Origin of the sequence: Methanocaldococcus infernus ME, assembly GCF_000092305.1 — an archaeon.
GTDB lineage: Archaea > AGJL01 > Methanococci > Methanococcales > Methanocaldococcaceae > Methanocaldococcus > Methanocaldococcus infernus.
Genome location: NC_014122.1, coordinates 126966 through 149418 on the forward strand (window position 1 = coordinate 126966; position 22453 = coordinate 149418).

Sequence of the window (22453 nt, forward strand, 5' to 3'; positions counted from 1 at the left end):
AATGGAGCTCATGCTAATAATAACTCTACTCATGCTTTTTATTTTCTTTCTATCTATAGTAGCCTTAGTATTAAAAAGAGATAGAAAAGAAAGAGTGGTTAGAGAAAATAGTGATGACTTCTTAAAAACGGCTGCTGCTGTAGCCACTGGGGTAGTTGCTGGTGAGTTAATAGCTGATGCTATTGAAGATATGGTTGAAAAAGATATAGATGAAGAAGAAATTGATGACTATAGTGACTTTTAAATATTAAATCGCTTCCCTTCCTTCCTCTTTTGTTCTAACTCTAACGACTTTCTCAACAGGCAAAACGAATATCTTGCCATCTCCAGGTTTTCCTGTTTTAGCGTTCTCGCAAATTATGTCAATAACTTTATCAACATCCTCTTCTTTAACAACCATCTCTATCTTTATCTTTGGCAGAAGATCAACAACGAACTCTCTTCCTCTATACCTCTCTACAATTCCCCCCTGAACGCCTCTACCTTTAACCTCACTAACAGTCATCCCCAAATAACCAGCATCAGCGAGAGCTTTTTTAACAACATCTAACCTTTCTGGTCTTATAATGGCTTCAATTTTTTTCACACTGAACCACCAAAAAATTTTTAGTCATTAGTGTAGGCACTAACCTTTAATATTCCTTCATCCAGTCCAGTCTCTTCAACCTCTTTAGGAACTCTTAAACCTATTATTATATCTAATCCTTTATATATTATTACTCCTCCAACTATAGCAATTAATCCTATAACTACAGCTCCAATAATTTGCCCAACTAAGGAAGTAGCTTGCTCTCTTAACAAGAATGGGATTCCAGCACATATAACTCCAATTAACCCACTCATGGCATGTACTGGGCCAATAGCACAAACATCATCTATTTTTAATTTCTCCTCTATAAATTTATAAGTGAATGGCTGCTGAAACCCTGCTAAGAATCCAACTATCAAGGCTCCTATTGGAGTAAATAAGTCTACTCCACTACATACAGCAACTAAGCCAGCACACATACCATTAGCTGTATAGAGAGGATCATTTTTAGAGCTTAATGCCCCTCCAATGATTCCTCCAGCCAAGGCCATGGTTGTAGCTATAGCAACCCTTGTTAATTCTAACCCATCTCCAACACTTGCAGCACTTCCAATATTAAACCCATACCATCCAAAGGCTAATATAAATGCCCCTAAAACTGCTAAAGGGATGTTATGCCCTGGCAAGGCTTGAGGAACTCCATTTATATATTTTTTTATTCTTGGCCCTAAGAAGTAAGCAGCCACTAAACCAACCAAGCCACCAAAAAGATGGACAGCTCCACTACCAGCATAGTCATGGAAATTGATACCCAAGGATTGAAAACCCCCTCCCCAGACGAGGTGTTCAACAATAGGGTAAAGGATGGAGCCAACTATCAAGGCTCCTAAGAAGTATGGTAAAATTTTAATTCTCTCTGCAACTCCTCCAGTTATTATAGTGACAGCTGCAGCTGCAAACATAACCATCTTCATAAACCAAGCTCCAAGCTCAGCATCAAAGTTTCCAGTAATTAGTGGAACAATATAATTAAAACCATAGGCTATACCATAACCTATAAACAGATAACCAATGAAAACAGCAGCTAAGTCCAACAACTTTAAGAGACAGTGATAAGCAGCATTTTTATGACTAAATTGTCCTATTTCTAAAGCTATAAACCCTGCTTTCATAAAGAATATTAATGAGGCTGCCCATAAAAAGAAAAAGATGTCTAAACCTTGCAATTTTTCACCTCAGTTAATTTTAAATTTTAAAATTTACTAAGTTTAAATGTATATAGGAACTCTTCTTCCCATCTGTAGCTTTTCCTATTTCCTAAATGGCCTATAAAAAAATTCCTAAGGAAATGAGTTTCTTTTTTCCTAATTAGAAAGTAAGAAAAGCTTAGAAGTAAAAATATTAATTGTGATGTCTATGCTCTACATAGAGTTAAAGAAAATAGACTTAGCCCTTTACAGAGACAGCATTCTGAAATTTTCAGACATGATTCATGTTATAGCTAAAGATTATCCAATATTCAAGAAGTATATTAGGGAAGATATTAACTTCAATAGAGTGGCTAAGAAAACAAGAAAGTTAAGAAAGCTAATAAGATATGACTTAAAGAGACCTGAGAAGGATGAAGATTTAGCAAGCTACATACTTCTAAATATAAAAAAGGATGTAAGTAACTCCCTACTGACAGACTATATTATAGCTCTAAAAACTATTGAATATTTAAAAAAATCTATTATAGTTCCAGAGGCTTGGTTAAACACTTGTTATAAATTCTTCCCAAATTCTTTAGCTTTTGTCTTAAAAAAATTTGGAATTAGTGTTAAGAGAAAAGAAAGGAGAATTAGTGATTATGAAACCATCTACTTAGAGGATTTACTACCCTATATTTGGTTCTCCTACCTCTCTCAATATTATCCAAACCTCAATGAGGTTATGAAAAAAGTTAAAAAAGAAACTCCTTGGCTCACTGAGGAGAAGAGAGAGTTTTGGGAGGTTGTGAGAAGAAGATGTCATGAAAATTTAAGAGCTTAGTATCTTCTCCTTCATCTCAGCTATCTTCTTAGCATACTTCTTATTGTAAATGTTTGCTATCCTCTCAATAGCATCTAAGAGATTTAAGAGATGCTCTAAGTAGTAGTAGAGATCTCCAGAGTATATTTGAATTCTAAAGTCTTCATAGAAGATCTTACAAATTTGCCCAACACTTTTTTTATTGGCTCTTAAGTTAATAATCTTCTCTAAAACTCTCTCAAAGCCAGCTCCTTCAAACTCCATAAGGATAGGGATTAAGATATTTTTTAACTTCTTATCTCTAATTTTTTCCATATTCTCCTTAATCACCTCCAAGGCATCAAAAAACTTTATTGGAATGTTTATTTTTAAAACCTTTTTTAAATTCTCTCTTAAACTATGAGATAGATAAATATTTTCAAGTGGCATAATCTCAGAGATCAGTAATAGAGGATCTTCATCTTTTAACACTCCCTCCTTTATCCTCTCAGCCACCCTTGGGTATAAGAAAGAGATGGAAACAGCTCTCCCATATCTTGTTATCTCTCTTCCCTTAACCATTCCATAACTCTCCAACTTTCTTAATATCTTCTCTGTTGAGTAATTTCTTCCTAAGTAAGGAACTTCATCTATCTCCTTAATCCCAGCTGATAGTGTAGCAAGTATTTGCTCCTCCTCTTCATCTTCATTATATACTATATTAACATTCTCAGGCTGAGCATTTAGTAGCTTAAAAGCTACTTCATCTTCACTCTCTTCCATCTTTGCATGATACTTTTTTCCAATCTCTATTAGTAAATAAACCTTTCCAAGCTCATGCATTCCTTTCCTTCCAGCCCTTCCACAGATCTGTTGGAATTCTGCAGGCTTTAGCCAATCTCCTCCCATGGCTAAGCTCTCCAAGATAACAGCTGAAGCTGGGAAGTCAACACCAGCAGCTAAGGCTGCAGTAGTGACTACACACTGTAACTTCTGCTGAGCAAACTCTTCCTCTATTCTTCTCCTTCTACTATACTCTAAGCCAGCATGGTAGAACTCTGCCTTTATCCCTTTACTTTTTAAATGTCTTGCTATATACTCAGCTCTCTTCCTTGAGTATGTGAATATTAAGCTCTGTCCTCTATAGCCAAACTTAGAGACATTTTTCCACTCACTTAATACAATATCCCTAATGAAGTTTAGCTTAGTAAATTCATTCTTACAAAAAATGATATGCCTTTCCAAGGGAACAGGCCTTCCCTTATAGAGGACTAAGTTAGAGTTTAACTTCTTAGCCAGCTCCTTAGGATTTCCTATAGTTGCAGATAAATAGATCATTTGAGCATTAAACTTATATCTCAACCTTCCAATTAACCCATCTAATCTTGCTCCTCTCTCTTCTAAGTTTAGAGAATGAACTTCATCTATCACAACTGTTCCTACATCCTTCAACTTGTTACTTCTAATTAAGTAATCAATTCCCTCATAGGTTCCAACTATAATATCAGCATCTAAGGAAGTGTTAATATCTCCTTTCTTACTCAGCCTTCCAATTCCAACCCTTAAAGAAACCTCAAATTCTTTATATCTCTCCCTAAACTCATTATACTTCTGATTGGCTAAGGCTACTAAAGGAACTAAAAATAAAAATTTCCCTTTACCTTCAATTAAATTTTTAATGCCAGCAAGCTCTCCAATCAAGGTTTTTCCTGAAGATGTGGCTGACACAACCAATAGATCTTTTCCCTCCAAGAGGCCAGCCTTTACAGATAGAGTTTGAACAGGAAGGAGTTCATAAATATTTCTCTCCTTTATCTTCTCCTTTAAATAGTCTGGAATGTTTAGCTCATCAATCTTTAAATTCTTTATCTCCTTTTCTTCTCCAACAATAATATCATATCTTGTTAGCTCACTCTCCTTAGATGGTCTCTTTATACTCAAAAGCTTTAAAACCTTGTCAACATCCCTAAATTTCCTTAAAAATCTCTCTATAAATTCCTCTTTTATGTTGATCTCTTCCTTAACCTCATTTATAGCACAACTCAAACAGATGTAAAAAGAGGAGTATTTTACTTTGTTACTATTTGTTAATTTTTTATAGACATTTTTTAAAAGGCAAAAAGGGCAAAGATCTATTTCCTTAACCTTTATCCCTAAGCTTTCTAAGATCTCCTTGGAATCATCTAAGCAATAAACCTTTTCAGATTTTAATAGATTTAAAACTTTAGATGGCTGTATTAACTTGTCTCCTAACCTACATCTATATAACTTATACTTCTCTCCAACCTTCTTATAGCTGGCAAAGATCTTCTCTTTATTTTTAACTTCCTCCCCTTCCTCTACATTGTTAACTCTAACTATCTCAATCTCATCCTTCTTTTTCTTTGGCTTTCTTACAATTATCATAATACTCTTGCCCCTTCATTGTTAACTCTTGTCTCTATAACTTTTCCTAACCCCTCTAACTTCTCTCTAATATCTTCCTCAGCTATAGCTATATAAGATGGTCCAGTCCCAGATAAGCCAGCTGTTATAGCTCCAGCTTCAAGGCATTTTATAGCTATATCAGTAGGGAAATTTAAGGCTGAGCTGTAAAGAAGTCCATTTAAAAATAGAGCTTTAAAATACTCTCCATTAAGGGCTAAGTTGAAGACAGGTTCAACAAAGTTTTTTAAAAGTTTCATTCTTTTGACATCAACATTCTTCTTAAGGTTTGGTAAGATGACATAAATTTTTAAGTTTTCTCTTAACCTATCTCTCTTTAAAATTTCCCTCTTAATGTTGTCAGTGATACAAACCCCACCATAGTAAGAGGCTGTGGCATCATCATAGGCTCCAGTAACTGTTAATTTTTCATCAAAGCATGACTTTATAGCCAAGTCTAAAACAACTTTGTCATCAACCTTCTCTCCAAGGGCTGAGATAGTAGCTAAAACTGTGGCATTTGAGACTGCTGAGCTACTGCTTAGCCCAGACTTTATAGGAATCTCTGTTCTTGTCTCAACATAGGCAGAGTAGTTATAGCCAAAGTATTCTAAAGTATTCTTAACACACCTAACTATTAAATTTGGCTCTATTTTATGGTCTAAAACTTTTCCCTCAATTCTATTTTTACCATCATCTATTAACCTAACCTTGGCATAAACCTTTAAGTCTAAACCAAAAGCCCCTCCTTTTCCTGTGGCTATGGCATTAATGATAGTTCCAGAAGCTAATGCATAAGCCTCTCCTTCCAAATAGATGCACCTCAAATTAGCTTTAATTTATACTTTTCAGCAAGCTCTAAAGCTTCTCTCATCTCTTCATATGTTAGAGTTCTATTTATATCCTTATAGTAAATAGCTAAATACTCTGGTCTATATTGAAACATGACATTAACATAGAAGTCAAATTTTGAGAGGAATTTAAATATTCTCTCAGTACAGCAGTAGAGATGGTTGGGCATAACTAAGTGTCTTACAATGACATCAACATCTAACAAACTATGGTTTCTTGACACAATGTCAAAGTAATTCCTTATCTTTGAAAGTCTTTCAGCACACTCATTATTTCCAAACTTAAAATCTGTTAGATAGAGGTCAACAACTCCATCTAATAAATTGAGAGCTTCTAAGGTTAGGTACATGTTTGAATTCCAAACAACTGGGATATTTACATTAGTATATTTTAAAGTTTTTAATATACTCAATAGATGAGGAGTTGGCTCTCCTCCTACAAAATTGACATTTTTTGATAAAACTCTTCTAAACTCAATAATCTTAGCCATCTTTTTCTCATCATACTTTAAGCATCTATTCTTTATTTTTGGGTTAAAGTAAACTTGAGAAATATCCCAATTTTGACAAAAGACACATTTAAAGTTACACCCACAGAAAAAGATTGTATGAGAAGGGATTAAAATTTTCTCCTCCCCATAGTGTAAAAATTCTGTTGCATAGTAGCTTTCCTTTATTCTACAAAAACCCCTCTCCTTCTCTCTATTTATGTAGCATCTATGCTCACAAAAGCAGCAATTTCTATAATACTCTTCAGCAATCTTAATTTTTAAATCTAATAGGTTAGGCTCTACAAAGCTAATATCTTCCAAGGAATAGCTTTCAAAATTTATCCTACTTAATAGCTTATCATGTATCTTAATAAGCTCTTCAAGCTCTAAGTCAAGAGTTTCTATAGGAATAGATTTTAAAATTAAAAATCTTGCTGGCTTCTCATTGTTGGCTATTTCCAAGTATCTCATAGGAATCCCCTTACTAATAGATAGATGGTTAAAGTAGTGAGGTGAAGGAAGTAAATTAAAAAGCTATACTTTAGGAATTTAGTGATATCAACCCTTCCTTCAGAGAGCCTTATAGTTATTAAATTTGCAAAAGAAGCTATTAAACTTCCATTTCCTCCAACATTAACCCCATAGGCTATTGCTAACCAATTATCATAGAGGTTTGAGAGTAGTATAGCTGTAGGAACATTGGAGATAACTTGAGAGAGTAGGGAGGAGTAGGTCATAATAATAATGTCTTGGCTAAAGTTGATTTTAAAGATCTCTATAATTCCCAATCTCTTCAAGCCCTCAATATCTATAAATAGTGAGCAAAAGGTTAAGAGGAAAAGAATGTCTACCCTAATTCTCTTTTTTACTAAGATGTATAAGATGATTGGCAAGAGGTAAAGAGAATTAATAATATTTAGAACTGACAAAATGGTTAAGATAAAAATGAATATATAAATTAACCAAACTTTTTTAAATTCCTTCTCCTCTAACCTTTTCACACAGAATTTTTTAAAGTCTAAGAAAGGGAGTATAACAAGGATTCCTAAGACTTCAAAAGGAATCATGTTAATAACAAATTCTGTAAAGTTAAGATGGTAGTGATAAAAGATAAATAAGTTCTGAGGATTTCCAAAAGGAGTTAATGAAGAGCCAATATTTGCAGCAATTCCCTCTAAGATAATAATCTTATTTAGCTCTAAATTACAGTATCTTGCTAAGATTAAGGTTAGAGGAACTATAATAAATAGTGAAATATCATTAGTTACAAACATGGACAGAATTAAAGTTAAGAAGATTAGGGTTAGAAATATTCTTCTTGTTCTTTCAATAATTTTTATTGAGAGATATTCTAAAAAGCCAGAGTCTTTTAGTAAGTTAACAATAACCATAATATAGAATAGGCTAATAATTGTTTTCCAATTTATAACTAAGAGAGCTTCCATAGGATTTATTAAAAATATCAAAAATACTATGGAGAGAAGGATAAAGAAGGAGAAGATGAGTTCATCAGCTTTTAACATAAAAATCCCTATATCCTTGGATATTAAAAGCCTTAAGTGATAACATGCTAATAAAAAGTGTAATCTCATATAAAGAGGCTTTAGAGATAGTAAAGAAACATTTTAAGCCAAATATCTCAGAGGTTAGTTTAATCAACTCCCTTAATAAGATTTGTGGAGAGGACATTAAAGCTTTAATCTCTCTCCCTTACTTCAAAAGCTCAGCCATGGATGGCTATGCAGTTAGAGCTGAGGATGTTAGAGGAGCAAGTGAAACAAATCCAATTATTTTAAGGTTGGTTGATAAAGAGGAGATTGATGAAGGAGAGGCTAAGAAAGTATTTACTGGCTCTCCTCTGCCAGAGAATGCTGATTCAGTTGTAATGAAAGAGTTTTGTAGAGAAGATAATGAATTAGTCGAAGTTTATAAAACTGTATTTAAAGGAGAGAATGTTAGAGAGATTGGAGAGGATGTTAAGAAGGGAGAACTTATCTTAAAAAAGGGAGATAAGATTAGAGGTTTTCACTTAGCTCTACTCTCTTCCTTAGGGGTTAGGAAAGTTAAGGTTTATGACTTAACCTTTGGGATTATAAATACTGGAGATGAACTTATAGAGTTGGAAGAATTTAATATTAATAAATTAAACCACAAGATAGTTAACTCTAACCTCTTTTTACTCTCTGGCTTAATTAATGAGTTGGGCTTTAACTACAAATACTATGGAATTGTTAAAGATGACCCAGAGAAATTAAAAGATGTTATTAAAAAGGCTATAGATGAGGTTGATTCTCTAATCATTACTGGAGGTACATCTGTGGGAGAGAGAGACTATAGTGTAAAAGTAGCTAAGGAGCTTGGAACTTTGTTAATACATGGAGTTAATACAAGGCCTGGCAAGCCCTTTGCCTTCTCTTTAATAAAGGATAAGCCTGTCTTCCTACTCTCTGGCTATCCTGTTGCCCTACTAACACAGTTTGAGCTCTTTATCTATAGGTTAATAACCAAGAGAAAAAAAGTTAAGTTACCCCTCTCAAGAGGAGTAGCTTCAGAGCTTGGAAGATTAGATCTATTAAGAGTTAAGGTTTATGACAAAGTTGAGCCTCTAAGGATAGGAGGAAGTGGAATTATAAGCTCTTTAATTAAGAGTGATGGCTATCTTCTAATCCCTGAAAATGTTGAAGGCTATGAGAAAGGAGAAGAGGTAGAAGTGTATCTATGGTAATCTATATAATCTTAGGCTCCCTCTGTGGAATCTTTACAGGCTTAATTCCAGGAATACATCCTAATAATATTGTAGCTCTCTCTTTTATCTTCTCTCCATTACTTGGAGAGAATTATCCTTACTTCTTAGTTTCTTTGGTTATTACTCACTACTTTATCAACTTCATTCCCTCAGCTCTCTTAGGAGTTCCTGATGATGAAACAGCCATGTCAGTGTTACCTATGCATAAACTAACCCTAAAAGGAAGGGCTTATGAAGCCATCTTCTTAGCTGGCTTAGGAAGTTTTTTAGGAGTTATCTTCTCCTTAGTGATAAGTTTAATTATAGTTCTCTTAAGTTTTGACATAAATAAGGTTTATTTAGTGATCAAGCCCTTCCTACCAATAATTTTGTCTCTCTTTATTTTACACCAAATTTTAACATCAAAGAATATCTATGATCTTCTAACCATTTTCCTCTCAGGAATCTTTGGGATAATCATCTTCTACTTAAACCCAAGTTTTAACTCAACTTTAACAGCTGTCTTTACTGGGATGTTTGGAATTCCCCTACTTTTAAACAACCTAAAAGAGCAAAAATTTATAACTCAGCATATTAAAGAGGTAGAATTTAAATTAAGCTATTTAAAATCCATCTTCTTCTCTTCAGTTGTTGGCTTCTTCAGAATGTTCCTTCCAGCAGTTAGTGGGGCTCAGTTAAACTATATCTTAGGGAAAATCATAAAAGAGGAAGATATAGAGAACTTTTTAGTCTCTCAAGGCTCTATAGTGTTGTCTAATGAAGTCTTTTCCCTATTAGCTGTCTTTTTTATAGGCACTGGGAGAAGTGGAACAGCCAAGGCTTTAGAAACTCTTAACTTGAACTTACTTTCTCTTTTATTGGCCACATTTTTAGCATCAACTTTAGCATTCATTATATTGATTAACTTATCAAAATATCTAATTAAAGTTCTACAGAGGGTTAATTTTAAAGTAGTTTCAGTTTTCTTTATATTCTTATCTTCCTCTATAGTTATCATCATCTCCTATAATCATCTCCTCTATCACTTAGTTGTCTATCTAACCTCTATAGCCATTGGCTTAATAGCTACAAGGGGGAATATGTCAAACATGATTAATGTCTTGACATTTCCAACTATATTAATGTTGGTGAAACCATGAAATTCCTCTTAGATGGAAAACTAATTTTTAGTAAAGAGATTGATGAAGAAGCTAAAGAAGAGATAAAGAGGTTCTTAGAAGGAGAAGCTAAAGAGTTGCTGAAGAAAGGAGTTCCTAAAGGAAAAGAAGGAGCTAAAATAGTTGATTATAAAGTTGAGGGGAACAAATTACTCCTAACCATAGAATCTGGAAGATATGCAAGGGCTCATGACTCTATATTAAGGTTAAAGAAAGCTTTATCTCAACTCTTAGGGAAGAAGTATAGGATAGGAGTTAGAAAGGTGGAGATTGATCTATATAAGGTTGAGATTGAGACAGATAGAGAAATTGATATAAAGATTCCTGAGTGTGAAGTCATTTCTGAGAAAGATAAAGTAGTCTTAATCTTTAAAGACATGTCTGAGAGTGATATAAGGAGAAATGTTATAGATAGAGCTGTTAAACTAATATTAAGTGAGCTTGAAAAAGAGGAAGATTTAACTAAAAAAGTTTGTAAGATACCACCAGGAACTATAGTTAGAGAGTACAAAGCCAAGAGAAAGATAACCTTTGATGAGGATGTAACTGATGTTGCTGAAAGGCTTGGCTGGATAAAAAAGTTCCCTGGAAGAGGACAGTGGTTTTATGCTCCACCTATGGCCTCTCTATTTAGAGCATTTGAAGACTTGATAGTTGAGAAGATTAAAAAAATTGGATTTGTTGAAGCTCTATTTCCTAAGTTGATTCCATTAGAGATTATGTATAAGATGAGATACTTAGAGGGCTTACCAGAGGGAATGTTCTATGTTTGCCCTCCAAAGAGAGAGCCTGAGCTTTTTGAAGAGTTTGTTAAGGAGATGATGATAAAGAAAGAGATCCCAATAGAGAAATTGAAAAGTCTTTTAAGAAATCCTTCCTATGTCTTAGCTCCAGCACAGTGTGAGCCATTCTATCAATTCTTAGAGGGGGAGTTAATAGATGTTGATAAACCAATTATGTTTTTTGACAGAAGTGGATGGACATACAGATGGGAAGGTGGAGGAGCAAGAGGTTTAGATAGGGTTAATGAATTCCTCAGGGTTGAGTGTGTCTGGGCTGGTTCCCCTGAGGTTGTTGAAGAGATAAGGGATAAAACTTTAAAGGTTGCTGAAGAGCTTGCTGAAGAACTTGACTTAGAGTATTGGGTTGAGGTCGGAGATGATCCTTTCTACTTAGAAGGTAGGAAGAAGGAGGAGAGGAATATAGAGTTCCCAGAGGTTCCTAAGTATGAGATGAGGCTCTATCTTCCATATATAAAGGATGAGAGGAAAGGGGTGGCTGTAACCTCAGCTAATGTCCATGGAACCCACTTTGTTGAGGGCTTTAAAATTAAAGATTATAAGAATAGGAAAGTTTGGACAGGCTGTACTGGTTATGGAATAACAAGGTGGGTTGTTGGTTTCTTGGCACAGTATGGATTTAACTTTGATGACTGGCCAGAGAAGGTTAAGAAGAGAATAGGAAAGCTTCCAGAGGTTCCTAAGTTAGTAAGTTGGCCATGAATTTATCAAGCTCTTTTAAAAACTCTTCCTCTTCAACCTCTCTTAAGCTAATTTTTGGAATCTCCAACTTTAAGTTTAACTCCTTAGCCTTCTTACAAAATTCATGGTAGTCTATTTCAACCTCAGGGATTAAGCCTCTCTTCTCCTCACCAAGCTTTTTAACACCACAAACTTTAATATTGTATTTTTCAGCCAACTTTTTTATCTTCTCAAACAATTCAAAATTATAAACCTTATTTAAAATAATTCCTTCAACTTTCACACCATTCTCTTCTAAGAATTTTTTATAGATTAAACTTTCTAAGAAAGCCCCTTCTATCCCTGATAGGTTACAAGAGGCTATAATATAAACAGGAAATCCAAGCTTCTTAGCCACTTGATAGGAAGAGATATTCTTTAAAGCTCCTGTTAATACTCCCATCACTCCCTCTACAATATAGTAGTTATATTTAGAATTTTTAACAAATTCTTTAAACTCTTCAACAGAGCACCAACCTCTTCCTCCTATCTCTATGCTGTTATACTTACTCATCTCCTCCCTTAGAAGATAGAGAGAGGGAACTATATCTCTAACATCTCCACCAATCTTAGCCACAAAAACTTTCCCATCTAAGTGATAAGTAAGAGATGTTGTCAATAGGGTTTTCCCAGCATTGGAGCTTGTTCCTAATAAAACTACTCCTCTCTTTCCCAAGCTTTCCTTATACTCTTTATATGCTAAAGCCCTTTTTCTTAACTCTTCTCTCAAAATTTTATTTTTTTTAAAGATCTCTTCTTTCTCTTCCTCAGAAACCTTAAAAATCTCAAAAAACTTATCTCTAACCTCTCTATTGTCTAAAAATCTATGCACTAAGGTGCCAAAAACCTTATTTTTATAAGCTCCAGAAATAATTTCCTTCTCTTCAAACTTATAATTTAGCTTCTTAACCTTTGAAACTGTCAAAACCTTGGTTTTCCCATAAATTTTAACATCTCCATAGGTGTGACAGTGAAAGCCCTCTCCCTCTATGTTGTCAAAAGCTTTAAACTTAACCCAATCAGTACAAACCAATGGAGAGAATTCAACTTCCAATAAGCCTAAGCCCTCAACAATTTTCGGCTTTTCACTCTTTCTTCCTATATCTATCCTTTCTCCCAAAATTTGAAAGCCACTACAGATTCCAATTATGTAGCCATCAAACTCTCTAATAACTTCTAAATTAACCCCTCTCTCTATCAATGAACCTCCAGGGATTATTAGAGCATCTAAATTTTTAATTTCATTTAGGTTATTTTCATCAACTATCTTAGTTGGCAGATAACCAAAGGTTTCAAAGCATGGGAGAGAACTCTTAATATCTAAGATCCCTATCTCCATCTTAAGCCCCAAACTTCTCATTTCTATTTGTTAAGTCTAAAAGAATTCTCATTAAATGCTCTCCCTTAATCCAATGTAAAGAGCCTTTAGCACAGCTGAATTCATCAAAGTTCTTAACATCATCTCTTCTAACACTCTTCCCCCAGATAACTATAGGAACAGGATCAGCTGAGTGGTCTTTAACTTCTATTGGTGATGAGTGATCAGAGGTTAGAACAAAGTAAAGCTCATCTTTTGATATATTGTTAAATATAATGTTTAAGAGCTTATCAATCTCTTCAATAATCCTCTTCTTCTCTTCATACTTTCCATCATGGCTTGCCTCATCCGCAAGCTTGACATTTACTAAGGTGAAGTCATACTTCTTAATCTTATCAATGATTATCTTAGCCCTCTCTTCAACACTCATCTTTTTCTCATTAATTTCATATGTATCTAAACCCAACATCTTACCAATTCCCATTATTAAGGCTGTGCCAGCTATACAACAGCCTCTCATTCCATATCTTTCATAAAATTTCTCAACCTTAGGAACCTTCCCCCCACCTCTTGGTAAGACAATATTAGCCTTTGGTAACCCTCTCTTAGCCCTCTCTATGTTGATTGGATGCTTATCTAACTTCTCATAAACAATCTTTAACAGCTTGTTCAAAACTTCAGCTGTCTTCTTTCCCTCTTCACTTAGAGCCTTAACCTCTGGAACCTCTCCCTCTTTGTGTGGATCTCCATCACTAACCTTATCAGAAACATCTCCTCTTAAAACCAATGCTCCCCTATAACCCTTACTTTTGAATAAAATTTTAACTCCATCTATCTCCAACCCATCAATTTCCTTCTCCAACTCTTTAGCTTCCTCTTCACTTATCCTTCCAGCCCTTCTATCAACAACTTTAAAATTTTCATCAACTGTTGCAAAATTACATCTAAAGGCTACATCTCCCTCTTTCAACTCCATTCCTAACCCAAAAGCCTCTAATGGACCTCTTCCTGTATATACTTTATAAGGATCATAGCCAAGTATGGCCAAGTGTGAAGTGTCACTTCCTGGCCTAATTCCAATGTCTATAGCATTCATCAACCCACAGATCCCTTCTTCAGCAATCTTATCCATAGTTGGAGTCTTAGCCTCTTTTAAAGGAGTTAATCCCTTCTCATTAGGCCTATCTCCAAGGCCATCAATGATAAAGATAACAATTTTCATATCAATCCTCCTCTCAAGTAGTTCTTTAACACTGTAGGGATTAAGGTTGAAGAAATTACTGATAGAGCTATAATTGAAATAAATACACTTTCATTAATAATATTTAGGTTTAATCCTATGTATGCAGCCACTAAGGATGCTGAGATCTTAGGAATTGTTAGCATAGCCCCAACTATACACTCTCTTTTATCATACTTTAGTAGTTTAAGAGCAATATAGCCAGACAAGAACTTTAAAATGATGGATGAAACTATAATAATAAAGATGATTTCAAAGTAATTGAAGTTTATAGCCCTAATATTAACCTCCATTCCAAGCTTTAAAAAGAATATTGGGATAAAAAAGCCATAACCAATGGCATTTAAATTTTTATTTAATAGTTTATCATGCTCCTCCTTTGTTAGAGCTTCACTTATGGCTAAGCCAGAGATGAAGGAGCCAACTATTGGATGTAATCCTAAGAGCTCACCAGCAAGGATGGAGATGAAGAGGATAAAGAGAACAAAGTGAATTCTTTGAGCATGTAACTTCTCAAATAACTTTAGGATATATTTAGAGACCAGTGGGATTAGTAGAAGTAAGATAATAATATAAAAAAATGTGAGGAAAACAAAGCTTCCTATTTCTCCACCTAACTTAAGTTTAATGACTACAGAGAGCAACAATAGAGTTAAGAGATCAGTGGTTACAGTAGAGCTTAATATTAAAGTTCCTAACCTACTCTTAGTAAGATTTAGCTCATCTAAGAGAGAATAGACAATAGCTACTGAGTGGGAGGCAAAGATAACAGTTAATAACAAAGATCCTAAAAAATCCAAACCTAAAAATTTCCCTACTATATAACCTCCAATTCCTGGGATAGTGATGGAGAAAAAAGTTAATATCAAAGAATTCTTAAACTCATTTTTCAAGGTTTCATTATCCACTTCCAAGCCTGCTAAGAACATTAGCATAATAGCTCCAAACTCTCCAAAGGCTTTTAAGGTTTCATCTACTTGTAATATGTTTAACCCATAGGGCCCTATTATAATCCCAGCCAAGATTAGAGAAGTGATACTTGGAATCCTAAATTTCTTTAATAGATTGGGAACTATAAAGATAATGGACATAATAATAAAGAAAAATGCATATAAATCCATAAATGACCCATCCAATTTTATAGCTAATTCTAAGACTATAAGAATTATAAAAATGTTTTGTGATGTTTTATGTATCTTGTTCTCATTGTTGATTTAGATGATGATGTTGGAAGAAAAGCAGGGTTAAAAACCCCTATATTGGGAAGAGAGGAATGTATAAAGGCAGCTATAAAGTTAGGGCTTTCTGATCCAGGGGATAGTGATATCAACTCCATACTTGGAGGAGTTAAGCTATATGATGAGCTAAAAAAGGAAGGGGCTGAGATAGCAATAGTTTCCGGGTCTAAGGATGTGGAATCTAAGGAGTGTGCTGAAAAGATTAAAGGACAGTTAGACTTTCTACTAAATCTATATTCTCCTAAGTTCATTTATGTGGTTTCTGATGGAAAAGAGGATGAGCTAATTATTAACTACTTAAAAGGGCATGATATTTTTGTCTGGAAAAAGAGGATTGTAGTTAAACAGAGTGAAACCTTAGAATCAACTTACTACTTACTACAGGAGTTTATAAAAAAGACTATGGAAGAATATATCCCTTTAATCTTAACCTTTGTAGGCTTCTCTTTCCTACTCTATGCCATCTTTGCAGACATGGGTTGGAGATTAGTTATTGGAATTTTAGGGATCTATATATTAGCTGAGGCCAGTGGGGTTAGAAAAAAGTTATTTAATAGGTTAGATGAGGGCTCTGAACTCATAAACATTGAGCCTATAAGTTATGCTGCCTTCATTGTTGTTATCTTATTGGGAATTCTATATTCTTATAGTGTAACTCCAAAGTTTGATAATTTAAATTTATATATTGGAGAGTTTATATTAAACTTTTTAGACCCTCTAACTCTCTCTCTCATTATTCTCTTGGTTGGTAGATTTATCAGTAGAGTTATTAATTTAGAGGAGAATATATTTTCATTAATTAAGAGATATATCTTTTATCTAATCTGTATATTTATACTTAGAGAGTTCTTAGCCAATGGGGCAAAGTATATTATGGGAACTCTAAGTTTCTTAAACTTCTCTCTCTATGTCATTGTTTATTTAATAGTTATTATAATATTGACAGTTATCCTATTCTCTAAAGAATCTGGGAAAAAATGATAAAGATCATAGGAGTTAAAGAGAAGTGTATTGAACAAATAGAAAGCTTAGAAGATTTGAAGCCTGAGAAGTATAATATAGTTTGGATAGACTGTTATGACCCAAGAGATGAAGAGCTCTATAAAATTTCAAAATTTTTAGGGATTTCTATAAGTGATCTACAGGCTGGGCTTGATGATCAAGAGATCCCAAGAATTGAGGAGGAAGAAAATTATTACTTAATAATTTATAGAACTCCTCTTTTAGAGGAATATAGTACTTCAATCCTTGGAATTTTTATAAAGGATAATATTGTTCTAACTATCCATCCTGAAAAGATTAAGTCAATAGAGAGAATTTATAACATAGTAATAACAAGAAATCCTAATGTTTTTAAGAGCATTGGCTTCTTTATTTATGTAATTCTAAATGAGGTTACAAGAAGTTACTCAAGGATATTGGTTAGCTTAGAGGATGAACTGGAAGAGCTTGAGGATAAAATTATAAGTGGCTTTGACCAAAAAATTATTGAAAAAATTTTACATTTAAGAAAAACATTAGTTTATTTTCATAAAGCATTAATAGCCAATAGAGATGTGTTAGTCCTCCTTAAAAGGAAATATTTACCAATAATTGGGAAAGAAGATAAGGAGAACTTTGAAGATCTTTATTATGACACATTACAGCTTATAGACATGTCAGCAACATACAGAGAGGTTTTAACCTCAATGATGGACATAAGCTTATCTCTTGAAAATATAAAGATGAATCAGATAGTTAAGATCTTGACTATGGTTACTACCATCTTTGCCATCCCTATGTGGATCACTGGAATATTTGGGATGAATTTTGAATACATGCCTTTAATTTCCTCCCCATATGGATTTTGGCTATCTTTTACATTTATGCTTATATCTATAATCTTCTTCATCTATGTGTTCAAAAAGATGAGGTGGATCTAATTTGATCATCTGGCCCCAATATATAGATAAAAACAAGAGCAGAAAAGAGGGTAGGAAGGTTAGTAAAGAGATAGCTGTTAGAAATCCAAGCATAAAGTTGATTGAGAAAGCCCTAAAGAAAATGAATTTAAATTATAAAATTTATAGTGATAAGAGATATCCAAGAGAACATTGGGAGAGGGTTGGATATATAGAGGTTGAATATAATGGTAAGAAGTTAGAGTTTTTAAAAAAGCTATGTAAGGTTATAAGAGAGCTGTAATTATATAGATAGGGTTGTGAGAGAAAAAGATATAGCCAGGAGAAATTTTTTTAGCCTTTGAAATATTTGCTAAGACAATATCTAATTTATAATTATAGCTCTCCAAGAGCTTTACTATTTTTAAAGTATTTTCTAACACTATAGTGTTAGCAACTATATGACTTACTTCTTTTTCAGCCAATATCTTTATAATCTCTTCAATATTTTTAGTGCCTCCAATGAAGGCTTTGTTGAACTCTAAATTTTTTATAGCTTCTTCAGCCTTTCCATGGATAATTTCACAATTTTTTATATTAAATTTTTTTAAATTCTCCTTCAAATTTTCTATAGCCTCTCTATTTAGATCTATTGAATAAACCTTCTTAGCCCTTAAAGCTATCTCTACACTCATCCCTCCAGCTCCTGAGCCTATGTCAGCTACAATATCATCCTTAGACAAACTTAATTTATAAAGTGAGATAGCCCTAATCTCCTCTTTTGTTAGTGGCACTCTCTTAACAAATTGGTCATCAGGGATCAAAAATCGTCACCTATATATAATCCTTAATTTTAAAAATATTATATATAAAAGAAATTTAAAGATGGTGATATTAATGATTCCCTTAGTGCCAACTTCAAGGACTGAAATAGATAGGTTAGAGCATGTACTAATCTTAGGTACTTTGTTCAGGCCAGAGATCTTAGAGTTAATTAAAGATCCAGTAGAGAAAGTTACTTGGGTTGACTCCTTAGCCATAGCTGCTGGAGCCTTGGCAAGGGAGAAGGCTGGCTACACTATAAAAGAGATTGCTGATGAGCTTGGTAGAACTGAGCAAACTATTAGAAAGCATCTAAGAGGAGAGACTAAGGCAGGGAAGTTAGTTTTAGAAACCTATGAGATGTTAAAGAAAGGAGAACTTAACATAGAAGAGGTTGAGAAATTCTTAGAAACTGTTGCAAGGAAGGAGGAGTTAGAGGAGAAGTTGAAGGATATTAAAGCCTTGGAAGAAGAGCTTAATAAGGTTAAGAAGGAGAAGGAAGAGTTGGAGAAGAAGTTAATGAAGGTTAAAGAGGAGCTTAAGAAAATTGTTGAAGAGTTATAGCTATGCTTGGCTTAAAAATAGAGGATGCTATAAAGATTAATAAAAATTTGGAAAAGTATGCTATTAAGAAGGATGGAAAAGTTAGGCTAAATTTTAAAGATAAGAAGGCTCTTATTGAGTACAATAAAACTATTTTAAAACATCTTTTTAACTTGGATATGGATTTTCATGAATCAGCCTTAGTTCCAACTCCAATAAGTAGATATCTCTTTTTAGATTCTGTAACTAAAGAGTTGAAAAGAATTAAGAATAAAGATAAATTTAAAATGTTAGAAATTGGGACTGGGTCAGGGATTATAGCTTTATTGGCTGCTAAGATCTTTAACTATAATGTTGTAGCTACAGAAGTTATTGAAGACTATTTAAAACTTGCTGAGCAGAATATTTTAAAAAACTCCCTTAGTGAAAATATAAGGTTAATTAATTCAAGAGGAAAGATTATTAGAGGAATTCATGAGCTTGAAGGGGAAAAATTTGACATTATCCTCTCTTATCCTCCTTTCTATGATGACAATGCTGTAGCCAGTGGGAGAAAATTTGCTGGAGCCTTGGCTAAGGAGGTAGAGCTAATAGGTGGAGGAAAGTTTGGAGAGAAGTTCTCTTTAAGGTTGATAGAAGAGGGATTAGACTATTTAGAGAGGAAGGGGATAATATCTATAATGCTACCAAAAAAGCCAGAGAAGAGGAGAGAGATAATAATAAAGAATATGAAAGAGCTAAGCTTAGAGGTTAGGGTAGATGAAATAAATGTTGGAAAGAGAGTTAGATATGTAATAAAAGGAATATATTGAGCCTCTTTAATGAAGATTCGGAAATTGTTAAATATTATTTTTACCTTTTACCTTTGTGAAAACCTGTTCTCAATTTGTAACCTTTTTTATCACTAAATATAAATTAATGGAATTTGGTGAAAGAGATGGATATGAATAGTGTAATAGGTTTAAATTCTGAAATATATAAAACTTTTGAGAAACATGCTGAAAACTTGGAAGAGCTTAGGTTAGAGCTTTTCAACACTCTTAAAAAGATAGAGTGGGAAGTTAGAGGGAAAAGAATTAATGAAATAGATAAATTCATAACTTTAAAGGCTATAAATATCTTCCTAAATATAATTTCTAAGAATAATGAGGAACTTATTAACTATAGCACTTTAGACACAATGAGAAGAGCTTTTTTAGGGGAGATTAAAGTTTCAGAAGCTTTTTTAGAAGAGATTAAGCACTTAATCTTAGCTGTCTCAGGAAAGTCTAATTTTTCAAGTGGATTTTTTGGAGATAGATTAGAGGTTATTGACTTTACAAAATTTAAAGGTAGAGAGGCTGGAAAAAAGAGAAGTGAGTTTTTAGATAAGGTTTATGAGATAATGAAAGAATATTTAAAGAAGTTCCCTTCTGGGTTAGATGAAAAAGTAGTTAAAAAAAGGGAAAAACAAAAAAAGATTCTCTTGGATTACTTTGGAGCCACTGAAGAGGATTGGAATAACTACAAGTGGCAGTTTAAGAATGTCATTAAGGGAAAGAAAGGCTTAGAAATTTTAAGAGATTTAAAGGATATAGTTAAAATTAGTGAGGAAGATTTAACTCTATTGGAGAAGGCTATTGAAAACAATATTCCCTATGCTATAACCCCCTACTATTTACATTTATTTGACTTTGATCAGCCTTATAAGTATGATCTACCCATAAGAAGGCAGGTAATTCCACCAGAGCATTATATAAATATGATGGCAAATGCTGAGAGTAGAGAAGTCTTTGACTACATGGGAGAGCTTGACACAACACCAGAGGAGTTAATAACAAGGAGATATGTAACAATAGCCATAATGAAGCCCTATGAATCTTGTCCTCAAATTTGTGTATATTGTCAGAGAAACTGGATGATAAAAGACTTTGGAGATAAAGCTTTTGTTGGCTGGGATAAAGTAGAGAAAGCTTTAAAGTGGTTTGAAGAGCATGAGTCAATGATAGAAATCTTAATAACTGGAGGAGATCCCCTCTGCTTAAGTGACAGCTCTATAAAGAAAATAGTGGAGAGAATTAAAAACTTTGATCATGTCATTGGGGTAAGGTTTGGAACAAGAACTTTACTAACTGCTCCAATGAGGATAACTGAAAGCTTGTTAGATGTTCTATCAATACTTAAGGATAAGAAGGTTATAGTGTCAACTCATGCTGAATCCTCTTATGAGATAACTCCTGAGGTTAAAAGAGCTGTTGAACTGTTAGGAAGTAAGAATATTAGGGTTTATAATCAGCATGTTTATCATAGATATGTTAGTAGAAGGTTTGAAAATGTTGCTTTAAGGATAGCTTTAAGGAAGGTTGGAATTATTCCTTACTATACTTTTTACCCAAAGGGAAAAGAGGAACATAGAGATTATCTAATCCCAATAGCAAGGATAGTTCAAGAGGTTCATGAAGAAGCAAGATTACTGCCAGGAACATTTAGAACTGATGAGCCTATCTTTAATGTTCCAAGGTTAGGGAAGAATCATTTAAGAGGAGAGAACAGGGAGTTAATAGCTATAAAACCAGATGGAAGAAGAGTTTATATAATGCACCCATGGGAAAAGGGAATTTATAAAACAAATATCTATGTCTATGAAGACTACCCAATAAAAGATTATTTGGATAACTTAAAAGAGTTAGGAGAAGATATTAAAGATTATTGGACTATATGGTACTATTATTAACCTTTCAATTCTGGAATAACTTTTTTACCAATTAACTTTATAGCCTTTTCTTTATCAGGACCAATTGGAGAACCAGCAACTATTTGTGTAACTCCTATCTCTAAGAGTTTTTTACACTTCTCAACAACTTCCTCAGGAGTTCCATAGATTGAGAAAGCCTCTAACATGGCATCATCAACAGTTCCGAATGCTGTTCCAAAGTCTCCCTTCTTTAAAGCCTCTCTTATCTTCTCAACCTTCTCCATATCTATGTTGTGTCTCTTTAAAACAACCTCTGGAGAACCAGCAACTATGAAGGCAACAACTGGAACAGCTGCTTGCTTAGCCTTCTCAGACTTTTTATCAACTGACATACAGGCATAAGCTGCAATGTCAACATCTTCTAACTTCTTTCCAGCACTCTCAGCTCCTTTTTTAATTAGTGGAATAGCTGCCTCAAAGTCCTTTGGATTTGAGGCATTAATTAAAACTCCATCTCCAATAGCTCCAGCAGTTTCTAACATCTTTGGACCCTGGGCTCCAATATAGACAGGAACATCTTTATTTATTGGCTTAACATTTAAAGCAGCTCCAGCTAATTTAACAACTTTTCCATCATAAGAAACTCTTTCTCCAGCTAACAACTTTCTTATGACTTCAACAGTTTCCTTTAATGTTGTAACTGGCTTAACCCACTCTATTCCTAAGGTGTCAAATGTAGCCTTATCTCCTGGCCCTATTCCTAAAACAGCCCTTCCTCCTGAGAGCTCATCTAATGTAGCAATAGCTGAAGCTGTAATTGCAGGATTTCTAACATATGGGTTAGTAACACCAGGCCCTAACTTAATCTTGTTTGTATTCAAGGCTATCATTGTTAAAGCCATGTAAACATTTCTATTGTTGTAGTGGTCAGTGATCCAACAGAACTCAAAGCCATTATCTTCTGCTAACTTAACATAGTAACATAACTTTTGTATGGGCTCATTAGGAACAAATTCTATCCCAAATTTCAT

At 33.8% G+C, this 22453-nt stretch carries 22 protein-coding genes; 11 read left to right on the forward strand and 11 right to left on the reverse strand.

Annotation, left to right across the window (positions count from 1 at the left end):
• The first annotated feature begins 1 nt into the window (after nt 1).
• Nucleotides 2-244, forward strand: coding sequence for a hypothetical protein (locus METIN_RS00675; protein WP_013099556.1), 243 nt, complete (start codon nt 2-4; stop codon nt 242-244).
• Between the two features lie 3 nt (nt 245-247).
• Here METIN_RS00675 and METIN_RS00680 read toward each other — a convergent pair whose 3' ends face one another.
• Both METIN_RS00680 and METIN_RS00685 read right to left on the reverse strand, forming a co-directional pair.
• On the reverse strand, nt 248-586 hold the full coding sequence (locus METIN_RS00680) for a P-II family nitrogen regulator (RefSeq protein ID WP_013099557.1): 339 nt from the start codon (nt 584-586) through the stop codon (nt 248-250).
• Nucleotides 587-606: 20 nt separating this feature from the next.
• Entirely contained in the window at nt 607-1755 is a 1149-nt protein-coding gene (locus METIN_RS00685; RefSeq protein ID WP_013099558.1) for an ammonium transporter, read from the reverse strand.
• A gap of 190 nt (nt 1756-1945) precedes the next feature.
• Here METIN_RS00685 and METIN_RS00690 point away from each other — a divergent pair, with 190 nt between their 5' ends.
• Nucleotides 1946-2560: a hypothetical protein gene (locus METIN_RS00690; RefSeq protein ID WP_013099559.1), complete on the forward strand. Its 615-nt coding sequence runs from the start codon at nt 1946-1948 to the stop codon at nt 2558-2560.
• On the opposite strand, the gene METIN_RS00695 is transcribed toward METIN_RS00690, so the two are convergent.
• The 4 genes from METIN_RS00695 to METIN_RS00710 are packed head-to-tail and all read right to left on the reverse strand — an operon-like array spanning nt 2549 to nt 7807.
• Nucleotides 2549-4924, reverse strand: coding sequence for a DEAD/DEAH box helicase (locus tag METIN_RS00695; RefSeq protein ID WP_013099560.1), 2376 nt, complete (start codon nt 4922-4924; stop codon nt 2549-2551). The two genes, METIN_RS00690 and METIN_RS00695, sit on opposite strands and share 12 nt — an antisense overlap.
• Nucleotides 4921-5754, reverse strand: coding sequence for a shikimate kinase (locus METIN_RS00700; RefSeq protein ID WP_013099561.1), 834 nt, complete (start codon nt 5752-5754; stop codon nt 4921-4923). Before METIN_RS00700 ends, METIN_RS00695 begins: the two co-directional genes overlap by 4 nt.
• A gap of 11 nt (nt 5755-5765) precedes the next feature.
• Nucleotides 5766-6755 (reverse strand): radical SAM protein, encoded by a 990-nt coding sequence (locus METIN_RS00705; protein WP_013099562.1) that lies wholly within the window; start codon nt 6753-6755, stop codon nt 5766-5768.
• Entirely contained in the window at nt 6752-7807 is a 1056-nt protein-coding gene (locus tag METIN_RS00710; RefSeq protein ID WP_013099563.1) for an SLC13 family permease, read from the reverse strand. Before METIN_RS00710 ends, METIN_RS00705 begins: the two co-directional genes overlap by 4 nt.
• Before the next feature lie 44 nt (nt 7808-7851).
• Here METIN_RS00710 and METIN_RS00715 point away from each other — a divergent pair, with 44 nt between their 5' ends.
• From METIN_RS00715 to serS, 3 genes are read left to right on the forward strand one after another with little or no spacing between them, the layout of a single operon-like run.
• Nucleotides 7852-9009, forward strand: coding sequence for a molybdopterin molybdotransferase MoeA (locus METIN_RS00715; RefSeq protein WP_013099564.1), 1158 nt, complete (start codon nt 7852-7854; stop codon nt 9007-9009).
• Nucleotides 9003-10169, forward strand: a complete 1167-nt coding sequence (locus tag METIN_RS00720; RefSeq protein WP_013099565.1) for a tripartite tricarboxylate transporter permease — start codon at nt 9003-9005, stop codon at nt 10167-10169. Before METIN_RS00715 ends, METIN_RS00720 begins: the two co-directional genes overlap by 7 nt.
• Nucleotides 10166-11689, forward strand: coding sequence for a serine--tRNA ligase (gene serS / locus METIN_RS00725; protein WP_013099566.1), 1524 nt, complete (start codon nt 10166-10168; stop codon nt 11687-11689). The genes METIN_RS00720 and serS overlap by 4 nt, the downstream gene beginning before the upstream one ends.
• On the opposite strand, the gene METIN_RS00730 is transcribed toward serS, so the two are convergent.
• From METIN_RS00730 to METIN_RS00740, 3 genes are read right to left on the reverse strand one after another with little or no spacing between them, the layout of a single operon-like run.
• Nucleotides 11667-13046 carry an AAA family ATPase gene (locus METIN_RS00730; RefSeq protein ID WP_013099567.1) on the reverse strand — a complete coding sequence of 460 codons (1380 nt, stop codon included), beginning with the start codon at nt 13044-13046 and terminating at the stop codon, nt 11667-11669. The genes serS and METIN_RS00730 overlap by 23 nt on opposite strands.
• Nucleotide 13047: 1 nt before the next feature.
• Nucleotides 13048-14247, reverse strand: a complete 1200-nt coding sequence (locus METIN_RS00735) for a 2,3-bisphosphoglycerate-independent phosphoglycerate mutase (protein ID WP_013099568.1) — start codon at nt 14245-14247, stop codon at nt 13048-13050.
• Nucleotides 14244-15386, reverse strand: coding sequence for a cation:proton antiporter (locus METIN_RS00740; protein ID WP_013099569.1), 1143 nt, complete (start codon nt 15384-15386; stop codon nt 14244-14246). The genes METIN_RS00735 and METIN_RS00740 overlap by 4 nt, the downstream gene beginning before the upstream one ends.
• Before the next feature lie 69 nt (nt 15387-15455).
• Between METIN_RS00740 and METIN_RS00745 the strand changes: the two genes are divergently transcribed.
• From METIN_RS00745 to METIN_RS00755, 3 genes are read left to right on the forward strand one after another with little or no spacing between them, the layout of a single operon-like run.
• Nucleotides 15456-16484, forward strand: a complete 1029-nt coding sequence (locus METIN_RS00745) for a DUF373 family protein (RefSeq protein WP_013099570.1) — start codon at nt 15456-15458, stop codon at nt 16482-16484.
• Nucleotides 16481-17425, forward strand: coding sequence for a magnesium/cobalt transporter CorA (gene corA, locus METIN_RS00750; RefSeq protein ID WP_013099571.1), 945 nt, complete (start codon nt 16481-16483; stop codon nt 17423-17425). Before METIN_RS00745 ends, corA begins: the two co-directional genes overlap by 4 nt.
• Before the next feature lies 1 nt (nt 17426).
• Complete coding sequence (locus tag METIN_RS00755; protein WP_013099572.1) at nt 17427-17687, forward strand: signal recognition particle subunit SRP19/SEC65 family protein; 261 nt, start codon at nt 17427-17429, stop codon at nt 17685-17687.
• On the opposite strand, the gene cbiT is transcribed toward METIN_RS00755, so the two are convergent.
• Entirely contained in the window at nt 17671-18207 is a 537-nt protein-coding gene (cbiT, locus tag METIN_RS00760) for a precorrin-6Y C5,15-methyltransferase (decarboxylating) subunit CbiT (protein ID WP_013099573.1), read from the reverse strand. The two genes, METIN_RS00755 and cbiT, sit on opposite strands and share 17 nt — an antisense overlap.
• A 73-nt stretch (nt 18208-18280) precedes the next feature.
• On the opposite strand from cbiT, the gene METIN_RS00765 reads away from it, so the two are divergent.
• The 3 genes from METIN_RS00765 to METIN_RS00775 all read left to right on the forward strand — a co-directional run bounded on the left by METIN_RS00765 (nt 18281) and on the right by METIN_RS00775 (nt 21461).
• Entirely contained in the window at nt 18281-18769 is a 489-nt protein-coding gene (locus tag METIN_RS00765) for a transcriptional regulator (RefSeq protein WP_048203259.1), read from the forward strand.
• Nucleotides 18770-18771: 2 nt separating this feature from the next.
• On the forward strand, nt 18772-19560 hold the full coding sequence (locus METIN_RS00770; protein ID WP_013099575.1) for an RlmF-related methyltransferase: 789 nt from the start codon (nt 18772-18774) through the stop codon (nt 19558-19560).
• Between the two features lie 131 nt (nt 19561-19691).
• A complete protein-coding gene (locus METIN_RS00775) occupies nt 19692-21461 on the forward strand; it encodes a KamA family radical SAM protein (protein WP_013099576.1) in 1770 nt (589 codons plus the stop codon).
• Here the strand turns inward: METIN_RS00775 and mer are convergent.
• Nucleotides 21458-22453: a 5,10-methylenetetrahydromethanopterin reductase gene (mer, locus tag METIN_RS00780; RefSeq protein WP_013099577.1), complete on the reverse strand. Its 996-nt coding sequence runs from the start codon at nt 22451-22453 to the stop codon at nt 21458-21460. The two genes, METIN_RS00775 and mer, sit on opposite strands and share 4 nt — an antisense overlap.